The sequence below is a fragment of the Enterococcus sp. AZ077 genome (genome assembly GCF_051714965.1).
Classification (GTDB): Bacteria; Bacillota; Bacilli; order Lactobacillales; family Enterococcaceae; genus Enterococcus_B; species Enterococcus_B hirae.
Genome location: NZ_JBIOSX010000001.1, coordinates 2,730,013 through 2,743,499 on the forward strand (window position 1 = coordinate 2,730,013; position 13,487 = coordinate 2,743,499).

The 13,487-nt window shown below is 38.1% G+C and carries 15 protein-coding genes and 1 other annotated feature (1 of these 16 running past the window's edge); of the genes, 1 reads left to right on the top strand and 14 read right to left on the bottom strand.

What is annotated here, in order from left to right:
- Positions 1-129 precede the first annotated feature (129 nt).
- The 6 genes from recA to yfmF form a co-directional block, all read right to left on the bottom strand.
- Positions 130-1,170 (bottom strand): recombinase RecA, encoded by a 1,041-nt coding sequence (recA, locus tag IGL28_RS12655; RefSeq protein ID WP_010720621.1) that lies wholly within the window; start codon positions 1,168-1,170, stop codon positions 130-132.
- Positions 1,171-1,275: 105 nt separating this feature from the next.
- On the bottom strand, positions 1,276-2,523 hold the full coding sequence (locus IGL28_RS12660; protein WP_081204242.1) for a competence/damage-inducible protein A: 1,248 nt from the start codon (positions 2,521-2,523) through the stop codon (positions 1,276-1,278).
- A gap of 315 nt (positions 2,524-2,838) precedes the next feature.
- The gene (gene pgsA, locus IGL28_RS12665; RefSeq protein ID WP_010720623.1) at positions 2,839-3,417 is read right to left on the bottom strand and encodes a CDP-diacylglycerol--glycerol-3-phosphate 3-phosphatidyltransferase; all 579 of its coding nucleotides are present in this window, start codon (positions 3,415-3,417) and stop codon (positions 2,839-2,841) included.
- 169 nt (positions 3,418-3,586) lie between these two features.
- Positions 3,587-4,477 (bottom strand): RodZ domain-containing protein, encoded by an 891-nt coding sequence (locus IGL28_RS12670; RefSeq protein WP_010720624.1) that lies wholly within the window; start codon positions 4,475-4,477, stop codon positions 3,587-3,589.
- A 230-nt stretch (positions 4,478-4,707) separates the two neighbouring features.
- Positions 4,708-5,997 carry an EF-P 5-aminopentanol modification-associated protein YfmH gene (gene yfmH / locus IGL28_RS12675; protein WP_010720625.1) on the bottom strand — a complete coding sequence of 430 codons (1,290 nt, stop codon included), beginning with the start codon at positions 5,995-5,997 and terminating at the stop codon, positions 4,708-4,710.
- Positions 5,990-7,258, bottom strand: coding sequence for an EF-P 5-aminopentanol modification-associated protein YfmF (gene yfmF / locus IGL28_RS12680; protein WP_081128942.1), 1,269 nt, complete (start codon positions 7,256-7,258; stop codon positions 5,990-5,992). The genes yfmH and yfmF overlap by 8 nt, the downstream gene beginning before the upstream one ends.
- 235 nt (positions 7,259-7,493) lie before the next feature.
- Between yfmF and mscL the strand changes: the two genes are divergently transcribed.
- On the top strand, positions 7,494-7,958 hold the full coding sequence (mscL, locus tag IGL28_RS12685; RefSeq protein WP_010720627.1) for a large conductance mechanosensitive channel protein MscL: 465 nt from the start codon (positions 7,494-7,496) through the stop codon (positions 7,956-7,958).
- Positions 7,959-8,047: 89 nt separating this feature from the next.
- On the opposite strand, the gene IGL28_RS12690 is transcribed toward mscL, so the two are convergent.
- From IGL28_RS12690 to epsC, 8 genes are all read right to left on the bottom strand, one after another.
- Positions 8,048-8,485 carry a GNAT family N-acetyltransferase gene (locus IGL28_RS12690; RefSeq protein WP_010720628.1) on the bottom strand — a complete coding sequence of 146 codons (438 nt, stop codon included), beginning with the start codon at positions 8,483-8,485 and terminating at the stop codon, positions 8,048-8,050.
- A 92-nt stretch (positions 8,486-8,577) separates the two neighbouring features.
- On the bottom strand, positions 8,578-8,823 hold the full coding sequence (locus IGL28_RS12695) for a Veg family protein (protein WP_005875105.1): 246 nt from the start codon (positions 8,821-8,823) through the stop codon (positions 8,578-8,580).
- Positions 8,824-8,936: 113 nt separating this feature from the next.
- The gene (locus IGL28_RS12700; RefSeq protein ID WP_034700053.1) at positions 8,937-9,515 is read right to left on the bottom strand and encodes a sigma-70 family RNA polymerase sigma factor; all 579 of its coding nucleotides are present in this window, start codon (positions 9,513-9,515) and stop codon (positions 8,937-8,939) included.
- A gap of 77 nt (positions 9,516-9,592) precedes the next feature.
- Positions 9,593-10,123: an NYN domain-containing protein gene (locus tag IGL28_RS12705; protein ID WP_034700055.1), complete on the bottom strand. Its 531-nt coding sequence runs from the start codon at positions 10,121-10,123 to the stop codon at positions 9,593-9,595.
- A 4-nt stretch (positions 10,124-10,127) separates the two neighbouring features.
- Complete coding sequence (rlmB, locus tag IGL28_RS12710; RefSeq protein WP_081128944.1) at positions 10,128-11,015, bottom strand: 23S rRNA (guanosine(2251)-2'-O)-methyltransferase RlmB; 888 nt, start codon at positions 11,013-11,015, stop codon at positions 10,128-10,130.
- The gene (locus tag IGL28_RS12715; protein ID WP_010720633.1) at positions 11,008-11,403 is read right to left on the bottom strand and encodes a Mini-ribonuclease 3; all 396 of its coding nucleotides are present in this window, start codon (positions 11,401-11,403) and stop codon (positions 11,008-11,010) included. The genes rlmB and IGL28_RS12715 overlap by 8 nt, the downstream gene beginning before the upstream one ends.
- Entirely contained in the window at positions 11,400-12,812 is a 1,413-nt protein-coding gene (gene cysS / locus IGL28_RS12720; protein WP_053765951.1) for a cysteine--tRNA ligase, read from the bottom strand. Before cysS ends, IGL28_RS12715 begins: the two co-directional genes overlap by 4 nt.
- The gene (gene epsC / locus IGL28_RS12725) at positions 12,809-13,345 is read right to left on the bottom strand and encodes a serine O-acetyltransferase EpsC (RefSeq protein WP_010720635.1); all 537 of its coding nucleotides are present in this window, start codon (positions 13,343-13,345) and stop codon (positions 12,809-12,811) included. Before epsC ends, cysS begins: the two co-directional genes overlap by 4 nt.
- Before the next feature lie 75 nt (positions 13,346-13,420).
- Positions 13,421-13,487, bottom strand: a binding site (T-box leader); it runs 174 nt beyond the window's last position.

Here is a 13,487-nt window from a genome sequence, read left to right on the forward strand (position 1 = left end):
AAAATTTCGGCTTATTAGATTCAATCGACAACATATCAAAGGAAAACACTTTCTCTGAACGACGCGAGTTCTCTCGATGCTCAAACATCCTTTGAATAGTTATTCGATTATTTCTATTCTTACTTCGTCTTATTCCTCTAAAGGAAGTTCTGCTTGCGTTTCTTCGGGTATTTCTACATCTTCACCGATCCCATAAGCCGCTCGGACTAAAGCAGAAACTTCTGCCATCATTTCAGGATGAGTGGACATGTAATTTTTTGCATTCTCACGACCTTGTCCAATACGATCTTCTTTGTAAGAATACCAAGCACCACTTTTATCAACGATATCTTTTTCAACCGCCATATCAAGCAATTCTCCTTCTTGAGAAATTCCTTGCCCATACATCACATCGACTTCAGCAATTTTGAATGGTGGCGCTACTTTATTTTTAACTACTTTGATCTTCGTACGGTTACCAACAATGTCTGTTCCTTGTTTCAATTGTTCCGCACGGCGCACTTCTAAACGAATCGTTGCATAGAATTTTAATGCACGTCCACCAGGTGTGATTTCAGGATTACCGAACATCACTCCAACTTTTTCACGAATTTGGTTAATGAAAATAGCGATCGTTTTGGTTTTATTGATCGACCCAGATAGTTTACGCAATGCTTGTGACATTAATCGAGCTTGTAACCCTACGTGAGAGTCACCCATTTCTCCATCGATTTCAGCACGCGGAACTAAAGCGGCAACCGAATCGACTACTACGATATCTACTGCACCACTTGATACAAGCGCATCAGCGATTTCTAGTCCTTGTTCTCCAGTATCTGGTTGTGAAAGAAGTAATTCGTCAATGTTTACCCCTAATTTTTGAGCATATTGTGGGTCTAAAGCGTGCTCAGCATCGATAAAAGCGGCTGTTCCGCCATTTTTTTGTACTTCAGCGATTGCATGTAAGGCAACGGTTGTCTTACCTGAACTTTCAGGACCATATACTTCAATGATACGTCCTCGTGGGTAACCACCAACACCTAAAGCAACATCTAATGCAAGAGAACCACTTGGGATAGTCGAAACTTGTTGGTCGATTTTTTCGCCAAGTTTCATGATCGAGCCTTTCCCATAGTTCTTTTCAATTTTTTTCAACGCAGCATCTAAGGCTGCTTTACGATCATCTGCCAATACGATAATCCTCCTTATATTCACAAATCAGTGCGACATTTCATTGTACTAATCATATCGTTTTTAATGACAAAAAGCAAGAAAAAACCGAACAAATATTCGCATTTATTTTTTTCTTAATAGTTGTCTTCTAATGAGATCAAATCCTTGCATTACTGCGCTATTCCTTATATGAGAACGGTCTCTGGTAAATTGGTATTTCTGCGAAATGACCTCCCCTTCACTTGTTGCAACCGCGATCCAAACTGTTCCAGCTGGCTGTCCTTCTAAGGTATCTGGTCCAGCCACTCCAGTAAACGAAATCGCATAATCTGTTTTTGCTAAATTACGTGCTTGGATAGCCATTTGTTCTGCACATTCTTGGCTGACGGTTCCATGCTGCTTCAATAGTGCATCATCGATGTGTAAAAATTCTGCTTTAGTTTCTAAAGAATAGGTAATGAAGCCTCCTGGGAAGACTTGAGAAACACCAGAGATCTCTCCCAAAGCTGATTGAAAGGCTCCAGCAGTCAAACTTTCTGCTGCAGTTATTGTTTGGTTTCTTTCCTTTAATAATTCTACGACCACTTTAGGCAATGAATTATCATCACCATATCCATAGAAGTACTCACCTACTCTCGCCAATACTTTTTCTTCCAAAGCAAGTAAGGCTTGGTTTCCTGCATGTTTGTCTTTGGTCTTCACAGTTAATCGTAAAGTGACTTCGTTAGGTTTTGCGTAAGGGGCAATCGTTGGGTTGATCTGTGTTTCAATCAAGTCTTTTAATTCTGTGACTAGTTGGGATTCCCCGATACCGTAAAAACGTAAAACTTTTGAGATCAGCATTTCTTCAGATGGAAAGTTTTGCTCCAATAATGGGCGAGCTTGTTCAATGAACATTGGCTTTAATTCACTCGGTGGTCCAGGTAACAAGAGATAGACATGGTCTGCTGTTTGATAGAACGTACCTAATGCTAAGCCTGTGCGATTAGGTAAAGCAATACCCCCATCGATGATTTGTGATTGTTGTAAATTATTTTCAGTCATTTTACGCTTGGTCGTTTCAAAAAATGCTAACAATTTTTTATAGCCTTCGGTGTTTTGGATCAATTCTTCCCCTAGATGTTTCGCAGTAACTTCTTTCGTCAGGTCGTCTTCTGTCGGTCCCAACCCTCCACATAAAATGATCAAGTCACTTCTGGTTTCTGCTAATTGGAGTAATGATTCTAAGCGGTCGGGATTATCACCAACCACCGTTTGATAATACACATCAATCCCGAGGTCTGCTAACTGTTCGGATAAAAACGTGGCATTCGTGTTGACTACTTGTCCTAGTAAAAGTTCTGTCCCTACTGCTATGATTTCTGATTTCATTTTTTCGCTTCCTTCATTACAACAGACGAATTCTCGTTGGCCTGTTTTGGTCTCTTCTCAATCTCTTTTTATCTACTAATAGTATACGCCATTTGCTAAACGTTTCATTTATCATTTGCTCATTTTCTGATAAAGAGTTTCATCATTTTCATCTTCATCATAAGATAGCTATGCATCTAGCTAGTTTAGAAAAATGGCGATCAAATAAATGATTGAAACGTGAATCAGCATAAATAAATTCGTCTTACCCCAAAATATAAAATGTTATTTTGGGGTAAGACGAATTATCGAAATGGTACATCTTTGTAAGGAATCTTACATCGAACCTTTGAACACACCACTATTTTTCATAAAATAATCAACACCTGAATAAATCGTGAAGATCAAACAAGCATACAGCATGATTTGATCCATCGGTAAATTGATCAGATTAAATGGAATATTATTGATGAATAACAAAATAATAGCCACCATTTGCGTAGCCGTTTTTACTTTTCCTGGCCACGCTGCTGCCATAACTTCCCCATCTTCGACTAACAATAGTCGCAGACCGGTAACAGCTAGTTCTCGACAAACGATAATCGCAACTACCCATCCTGGTGCCTTACCTTGCCCCACCAACATGATAAAAGCGGTCATCACTAACATTTTATCTGCTAATGGATCAGCAAACTTTCCAAAATTGGTGACTAATCCTCTGGCACGAGCAATTTTTCCATCGAGCCAATCGGTAATACTTGCTAAAGCAAAAATAATCGCTCCTACTAATTGCGTCACAGCAAGTGATGTTGTTCCTACGGTTACTTGTCCCCAATCTAAGGGTAATCCGACAACTAAAATAAAAATCGGGATCATACAAATTCTAAGTACAGTTAATTTATTTGGTAAATTCACACTATCGACTCCTTTCTTCCCTATTCTACGTGACTCGTTCTAAACTTTCCACCGATAATGATCAGTTTTTATCAGCAGTCGTGAAAAAAAGATAAGCACCTAAGATGAATCTGCCTTCCCAGGTACTTATCTTGTTTTCTTTTTTCACATCATTCTACTTATAAGCGATTTACTCTGCATACTGTAGTGTCAATGTGACATTTTTAGGATTTTGATTATTCGCTCCTGGATTAACAGGGATTTCTTCCCCGTTTATCTTAACCGTTGCATTACTTGCAGCTCCTAATCGAATCGTTGCATTGGTTGCCGTTTCCGGTAATTGCGTGCTTTGTGTTTCATTTGCTGCTAATGTCCCTTGATAAACATAGGCATTATCCACTAATACACCGATCCAAATTCGGTTAGTCGCTGCAAATTCAAGTGTAACAGGTTTTTTCGCATCCGTAACATTCACTGCGATCGTACTACCTGTGTCTTCACCAGCCGTAATCGCCATCTTTTTCTCTTCTTGTGTTGTTGAAGTGGTTGTCGTACTTGTTGAAGAAGAGGATTCACGCTCTTTCTTAGTGCTAGATGTCGTTTGTGTAATTGCACCGTCAACCGAAACTGAAGTTGCCGTTGTATCAATAATCGGGTCAGATTTTCGATCCTGCCAAGTCATATAACCCACAACAGTAATAATTGCTAAAGCGACTAAACCAAGTAAAATAACCGGTAGACTTGTCCAAAACTTACTTGGATTGGCTTCTTCCTGATGCATCGCTTTTCTCGAACCACTCACTGTTTCTGGTTCAGGACGTGCGACAACTTCTCCAGCTGATAATTTGCTTTTCCCATCAAATACATCAACTAAATGATCGCCATCTTCACCGACAGCTTCTGCATATTGACGAATAAATGCCCGAACATAAAATTTTCCAGGTAGTTGATCAAAATCATCATTATCGATTGCTTCTAGATAACGTTTTTGAATTTTCGTAATCTGCTGTAATTCATCTAAAGATATTTTCTTATTTAGGCGAGCTTGCCTTAATGTTTCTCCGATGGTTTCAAAAGCCACTCGTTCATCTTCTCCAGTCTTTTTATTCTAACCAGCAATTGTATAAACGCTAGTCGTCTAATTGTTCCTTTTCGTTAAGAATGTAACACGCCATACACCAACGCCCATTTTTTATTCTTTATCTTCTTAAGAATACCATAAACGAAGTTATCTTAGGGTAACATTGAATACACTCTATAACGAAATTTAAGAGTTTAACTACTTTCCCATTCGTCATCTCTACTTCTATATCAGACATTTGGCTGCATATAAAACTCACTGAACGCTTCTTCTTTGATAAAAGAACGACCTACTTTTAATACATCTGCTAATTGAATGGATTCAATAATTTCTGGTAAATCAAATAATGTTTGATCCCCAAATAGGCTTTGCGTGAATTGGTTTGCAATGTATTCCAGTGAATTTAATGTTTGGAAATATTGTCCTAACATCTTTTTCTTCAACAATGTTAGATTTTCTTCAGACAGTTCTTGATCCTCTTCAAAATGCAGAAGAATTTCTTTCACTTTTTCAGCTGCTTTTTCTGGCTGATCCGTGTCTCCGCTAAAGTCAGCAAAATGAAATTCTCGATCTAAACTAAATTCAAAACCGAAGCTGTCATCAATTAAACCATCATTGTACATTTTCAAATAATTTTGAGAAGTATTCCCTAATAACAATTGGAATAAAAGATTGAGAGCGGTCTTGTATCTCAATAATTCCTTCCCTTCTGCTGGTAAAACATCTAGCCCTTTGATTCCCAAGACAAACTTATCTCTAGTGATTGCTGAGCGCATTGAGCTTTTCGCAATAATATCACCATTATTGTCAGGGAAATAACGTTTGATTTTTTGAGCTGGTGGAAAATCCTTAGCATTTTGATTGGTTCGAATCAATTCCATCAACTTTTCCGGCTCTAATTTTCCTACTACGAACAAGACCATATTACTTGGCTGATAAAATGTCCGATAGCAGGTGTATAAATCATCAGCAGTGATTGCTTCAATACTTTCAACTGTGCCAGCTATATCGATATGCAAAGGATGTTCAGGGTATAAATTATTCAAAATGCCAAAAAACATCCGCCAATTTGGATCATCTTCATACATTTGTATTTCTTGTCCTATGATCCCTTTTTCTTTATTAACAGTTTCTTCCGTAAAATAAGGTGCTTGGACAAAATCAAGTAAAGTCGTCAAATTTTTTTCAACTTGATCTGTCGTTGAAAATAAATAACTTGTTTTGGTAAAACTGGTAAACGCGTTAGCTGAGGCCCCTTGTTGTCCAAATAATTGAAAGACATCGCCATCCTCTTTTTCAAACAATTTATGTTCCAAGAAATGGGCAATACCATCTGGAACTTTTATCTTTTTATCTGAACCATATGGAATAAATTCATTATCGATCGAACCGTAATTTGTACTAAATAAACCATATGTCTTATGGTAATCATTTTTAGGTAATAAATAAACAGTCAAACCATTTGGTAATACTTCATGGTACAGTGTTTCGTTGATTTGATCATATTCTGTTTTATTCATTTGTTGTACCTCCGTCTAAAAAGAAAATTGCCTGCAACTCGATTTGTCGAGCTATTTTTTGGATGTCTTCGACCGTTACTTTTTCCATCCGTTTTAACCATTCGTCAGCTGTTAATTTCGTTTCTGGCAACCAATTCTCTAAATAGGCAGTCTCGACAGCTACTTGCGGGGCATCTAATGATAATAGATATTGGTTTCGTAACATGGCCTTAGTTTGTGTCAATTCAAGTTCTGTGACTTCCCCATTTCGTAGACTTTCTAATTGTTCATGGATCAGATGCAATACTTGGTTACGTTTACGTCCATCAATTCCTGTTTGTACACTTAGGAACCCACGAAAAGTATCAATGCTGCTGGAAGCATAGTAAGCTAGGCTCTCTTTTTCACGAACATTCATAAATAATTTAGAGTGTGGGAAACCGCCAAATAATCCATTGAAGACCATCAATGAAAAACGATCCGGTTGGTCATAATAGACATTGGTTTGATAAGCCAGATTTAATTTCGCCTGAGTCACTGGTTCTTCGATCTGTCGCTCTTTGATGATATTTTCTTGCGGTTGGCTATAAAAAATTTCCGGGTGTAATCTTTCTCGCTCTGGAAATGCCCATTCACTAAAAGCTGCTTGGACTTCTGCAGGAGAGACATCTCCCACTACGAAGATATCGATCTGATCTTCTGTGATCATCTGATGATAATAGTCAGCTAACACTTCAGCTGTGAGTTCATCTAGATCTTCGATTGTTCCAAAACTTGGTATTTTCTGCGCCTCCGACTGATCAAAATACAACTCTTGAAGCGCCAGTGAAGCCATCATTTGCTTGTCTTCATTTAAGCTCTCTAAATAAAGTTTCAAATTGTTTTTTTCTAAAGCAAAAGTGGCTGGATCAAATTTTTGCCCCGTAATGTTTGGATAAAAGAGAACTTCTTTCAAAAAAGCAACAGCTTGGTTTAAAATGCTGGTATCGTTGATATACTTGCCATTGACAAAGTTGATGCTAGCATCCAACCAGTGAAGATTGCCTTTTTTTCTCACGGACGTTCCAAAACTAGCACCATAAAGATCCGCCAATTTTGCACTTAACTGAGTCTGGTCAGGATAATTTAAACTGTTCGTTTCTAACAAGCTACTTAAAAGGGAACGTTTCGTGATGACTTCTTTTTTTAAACGCGTAGTAAAGCGAACAAAGATACGAACCGTTTTATATTGTTTTGTTTGCAAGACGTGGAGGTTTACACCCTCTGCCAGTTGATATGTCATAGTACATGCTCCTTTATTAGCAGTTCGTTCTCCGACATGGTTGATTTTATCTTGGAGGATAAAAGAATATGTGGCTACTATTTTTTACTGCTTTAATTCTCTCTTGCATCACTTAAGAGTCACCTTCTAGTATAGCATATAAGTACTTGAACGACAGACCTTAGCCATAAATGCATGTCGTTTTTATATTTTTTTATTCTTCGTTATACTAAGGATAAGTGAGAGGAGGAGAAAAATGATTAAAGAATTTAAAGAGTTTATTATGCGTGGCGACGTATTAGATTTAGCCGTTGGGGTTGTTATCGGGAGTGCATTTACTAGCATTGTCAATCAGATCGTTCAAGGTTTGATCACACCTCTTGTAGGCTGGGTTGTAGCGATGATTACTGGCACGTCTGATTTGGAAGGCGCCCTTTCTATCTTGGACTGGTCACCTACTAAAGGAGTTACGTTTGCTTTCGGCAATGTTATTAGTGCAATCATAACATTTATTATTACAGGGTTTGTCTTATTCTTAGTGGTGAAAGCAGCCAACCACGCTAAAAGATTACGTCCTGAAAAAGAAACAGAAGAAGCACCTGCCAAACCAACTGCTGAAGATTATTTGAGCGACATTCGTGATCTACTTGCACAACAAACAGCAGAAAACAACGGACGACCAACTACACAAGCAACCGTTGATCAGACAACTGAAAAATAAAGACAACTAAATAACACAAAAAAGAACAGCTATCAGTTTTCACTGTAACTGTTCTTTTTTGTATTGCGCTACCTATCGTCATGATCACTTTAGCTCGATTTTTTCATATCGATATGGGGAATGTCATCTTCTAAATAAACATCTGAAATGGCCTCGAATCCAAATGACTCATAAAAAGATTGAAGATAGACTTGCGCCCCAATGACGATCGGTCGTTGCGGGTAATTGGCTTCAATCACTTCCATCGTACGTTGCACGATCTTACGTCCCAACCCTTCTTTACGATGCTCACTATTGACCAACACTCGACCAAAATGAATGGTTCCATCTTCTTCAAAAATACGTGTATAAGCAGAAATTTTCCCTGCTTCATCTTTGAAATACGTATGCCAAGCTTGGCTATCAATTTCATCCACTTCTTGGTAGGGACAATTTTGTTCTACGACAAAAACAGCAATGCGTTCTTTGACAATCTCATAAAATTCTTGAGTGGTCAAATCTGCAAATTTTTTTACATAATGTTCCATTTGAAAGTGCCTCCAATTCTCTTTTTTTCAGCATACCTATTTCCAAACAAAAAAGCAAACGAACCTTATAAAAAACTAGGCTCGCTTGCTTTTTAAACTGCTTCAGTTAAAAATTCAATCTCGACTGTTCGAGTAAGTACATCTGAATAGCTATACGATACTCGTTCAAAAGAATTTTCTTCAGGATCCAAATCAACAACGAATACTGAAGGATAGGTTTCTGTTAAAACGCCTCGGCGTTCTGTTTGACGCTTTCTTCCTGTCTGAGCAACCAGCATGATTGGGCTGCCGATACGACCTTCTAAATCTTTTTTGATTGTAGCTAAAGTTGTTGGCATACAGTTCACCTCATTACCCAATATACCACACTTTATAAAAATTTTCAAGTTTACCATATAAAAAAAAGAAATGCAATAAAAACAAATAAGAAAAACATTAATAATTTTATAAATTATTCCTCATGATAATTTTTGAGATGTTGTTTTATTTTAAATTTCACACGGCTATACGCACTCTTGACTTGTTTGACATCCATCGAAAGTTCCTCTGCCATCCTCTTGAAATCGGTTCCTTGCATATAATAATAAAATATTTTTGCTTCCTTTTTTGAAAATTTGATTTCACAATCTTCAATGGCTTCATTTAACAGTAATCGTTGCATCGCAAGTGGTTCTTGAGTAGTGATTTCTGCTAAAAAGTCCGGACCTTCTGTTTCAACCTTCTGATCAATCGATAATTCATCTTTTTGGTCTCTACGTTTCAAGGCATTTTGTTTTCTTAATAATGAATAAATTTGATTACTGATAATGCTTTTATAATAGCTGCCAAAGCTAACGCCTTTGTTATTTTCATAAGTCTTTAAAGCTTGATATAAGGCGATCCTTGCTTCTTGTTCCCAATCTTCATACACATAATTTCTTAGGTAGTACATATTTTTTAAACGTAACAAAAGTGGAAAATATTTTTGATATAGGATAGCGAATGCTTCTTCATCACCGTCACGTGCGGCGCGCAATAACTCCTCAGACATAAAATAATTCCTCCATCTCTTTCGATTATGGAGGAATCTTACCATCAATCATCCGATTGACTAATCATATAACTATGTTATCTATCTTTTCGCATTAAATCGTCTAACTTTTGGGACAATTTTTCTAATTGTTCTTTACTCCAAGGCGAATTACGACGAAAATTATCAAATTGCATATTTATATTATCTTGTGCAATGTTTTTCTCTGTTTTCTGGATCGTTTTATATAATTCATAGGCAGAAGTCCGCAAAGCCCCTTGTGAAAAGATCATCCATTGCTCGGCTAAGTCACTCGTGGCAACAGTTACTTGCGTTAAACGATCATTTAATTGACCAGCAATACGTTCAATATAGCTATCTGCCGTTTCATCTTCTTTTGTAAAGACGACTTCTAATTGGTATTTCTTATAGTTTTGCTGAATGCCTGGAACCAATTGTGCATCAAAAACAACTATCACTTCAATTCCTTCGTATTTGGCATAATTTGACAAACGATGCAACAAAGCTTCTCTAGCATCCGCCATCTTTTCTTGTTTTTTCAACAAAACGAGTTCTGGCCAAGAACCGATCATGTTATAACCATCAACAATCAGGAGCTGCTTTTTCATCTGATCACTCTCCTTGACGTTGAGAAAAAGCTTGATACATCAACAATCCAGCAGCAACACTCGCATTCAAACTTTGAACGTGACCGACCATTGGAATGGTCAAAAGTTCGTCCATTTCTTTTTTCAATCCAGGACTCATTCCTCGTCCTTCATTACCAATCACTAAAGCAATAGCGCCTTTTGCATTCCATTTTTGGAAATTTGTACCATCCATATCTGTCCCAAAAACCCAAAAACCGGCTTCTTTTAGTTGTTGGACTGCTTGAACAAGATTGGTCACTCGTGCTACAGGTACATGTTCGACTGCTCCAGTAGAGGTTTTTGTAACGATTGGCGTAATGCCTACCGCCCGATGCTTAGGAATGATTACGCCATCTACCCCACTTGCATCCGCTGTTCGTAGGATCGAACCAAAATTGTGAGGATCTTCAATACTATCTAAAATGACAAAGAAAGGTGTTTCTGTTTTTTCTTTGGTTTGCTGAAGAAGCTGGTCTAAAGATAAATATTCATACGGGGTAATCGCTAAAACTACTCCTTGATGTACACCATGATCACTTAAGGTATCTAATTTTTGTTTTGGAACCCATTTAACTGGTACAGCTTGATCTCTAGCAATGTTCTTTAACTCTTCGGTTTTTTCTCCCCGTGAGTCCTCTTGTAAAAATAATTTATTCCCTCTGCCTTGTTGTAAGGCTTCTACTGCTGCATGATGACCAAAGACAAAATTATCTTCGATTGCTTCCTCTTTTTTCTCCCCAACTACAGGTTCATAGGAAGTGTCATAATGGTTTCGCTTTTTTTGCGATTTTTTCTGTGATAAAGCGTTCATTGGCTGTTTCGTTGCTTTTTTACGTTTGTTATAATGACGTTCTTTTTGTTCTCTACCCATTTTTTTCACCGACTTTCTGGATACACCATTCAATTAATTCTTCTAACCGTTCTGTTTGTTTCGTCAAATGCAGATACCCCATCAAAGCTTCAAAACCTGTGGCAATTCGATAAGTTGTGACATCTGCATTTTTTGCACTTGTATGACTTTTGGCATTTCTACCACGACGATAAAAAGTTTCTTCTTCTGGTGTCATCAATTTTTCTTCTAGCATCTCTTTGATCAGATAGGCTTGTGCTTTTGCTGAAACATAATTCGTGGCTGCTTTATGAAGTTTATTCGGTTTAGTCGCCCCTTGTTCGATCAAATAGTCACGAATATAGATCTCATAGATGGCATCCCCTACATAAGCTAAAGCTAGTCCGTTTAATTGTGTATAGTCTTTCATGCTTCTCTTCTCCAACGAGTTCCTTGCGGTGTGTCATCAAGCAAGATCCCTTTTTCTTTTAATTGGTCACGGATTTCGTCACTACGGGCAAAATCACGATTTTTTCTTGCTTGCGTACGTTCTTCGATCAACTGTTCGATCTCTTCATCAAGTAATTCCTCAGATGTAAATAAAATACCAAAAATAGCCAACCATTGGGTAAATAATGCTTCCCCTTTGGCTAGAACATCCGCTGAAACAGTTGTTTTCTCCAAATACGTGTTTAACCATTTTGCCAATTCATAAACGACGGTAATTCCATTCGCAGCATTAAAATCGTCGTCCATTTCTTCAATAAAGCGTTGTTCGATTTGTTCAAGCTCAGCTAAATACTTTGTGTCATCCGCCAGAGATTTTTCTGCTGTTGCTAGGCGGAATTTAAGATTATCAAATGTATTTCTTAAGCGTTGCAAGTTTGTCGCTGCTTCCTTCATCGTTGCCTCACTATAACGAATCGGTCGGCGATATTGAGTTGTTGCCATGAAGAAGCGTAACACTTGTGGATCTACTGTTTGGATCATTTCATGGACAGTAATAAAGTTACCTAATGATTTACTCATTTTCTGATCATCATCGCCAATCGTGACGTAACCATTGTGCATCCAATAATTGGCAAATTTCTTTCCCGTTTTTGCTTCGCTTTGGGCAATCTCATTTTCATGGTGTGGAAACTCTAAATCTTGCCCACCACCATGGATATCAATTGTTTCCCCTAAATGTTTCGTTGCCATAACGGAACATTCGATATGCCATCCTGGACGTCCGGGTCCCCATGGAGAATCCCAAGAGATCTCATTAGGTTTTGCTTTTTTCCATAGTGCAAAATCAAGCGGATCTTCTTTCTGACTTTGTTCTGCTCCCGTCCGTTGACTCGCGCCCACTTCTAACTCATCAATCGATTGATCACTAAGTTGTCCATAGGTTGGAAATTTTCTTGTACGGTAGTAGACATCGCCATTTGATTCATATCCATAACCTTTTTCGATCAATACTTGGATGAAAGAAATAATATCTGACATATGTTCCATCACACGAGGATGCGCAGTAGCTGGCTCCACATTCAACGCCTTGGTATCTTCTTCAAATGCTTGGATAAAACGGTTGGCTACTTCTGGCGCCGTGATCCCTAATTCATTAGCAGCACGAATGATTTTATCATCTACATCAGTGAAATTGGAAACATAATCGACTTGATATCCCCGATATTCAAAGTAGCGTCGAATCGTGTCAAAAGCAATCGTGCTGCGGGCATTTCCAATATGAATATAGTTATAAACAGTCGGACCACACACGTACATACCGACTTTTCCTGCTTGAATCGGTACAAATTCCTCTTTTTGTCTAGTCAATGTATTGTAAATTTTTATCATTCTGATCTCCTCACTTTTTCTCCATTAATCCGTACTACTTTTGCAGGAACCCCCACGGCTGTAGCATAATCTGGAATGTCTTTTAAAACGACTGCACCGGCACCAATCTTCGTATGTTTCCCAATCGTGACCGGTCCTAATATTTGAGCATTGGCAGAAAGCATTGCCCCTTGTTTCACTGTGGGATGCCTTTTGCCCGTTTCTTTACCTGTACCACCTAACGTAACTCCATGAAAAAGAACTACATCATCAGCGACCTCTGCGGTTTCTCCAATCACGATCCCCATCCCATGATCGATAAAAACACCTTGTCCGATCTGGGCTCCAGGATGTATCTCGATTCCTGTTATAAATCGCCAAAATTGTGCATTGATTTTTGCCAGCAAGTAAAGTTTATGCTGATATAAGTAATGTGACACCCGATGCCAAAATAAGGCATGAAACCCTGGATATGTCAAAACGATTTCTAATGTTGAACGAGCAGCCGGGTCATTTTTTTTAGCTGCCTCTACCGCTCGGGCAAACCACCCCATCGTCATCGCTCCTTCCTCTCAATAATTTATGTAGTTCTCTGACAAATAAAGAAGCGCCTTTAACAAGTTTCCTTATTAAAAGACGCTAATTGGCGTGGTTCCACTTTTATTTATAATCAGATATGATTACCTCTAGCTGTTA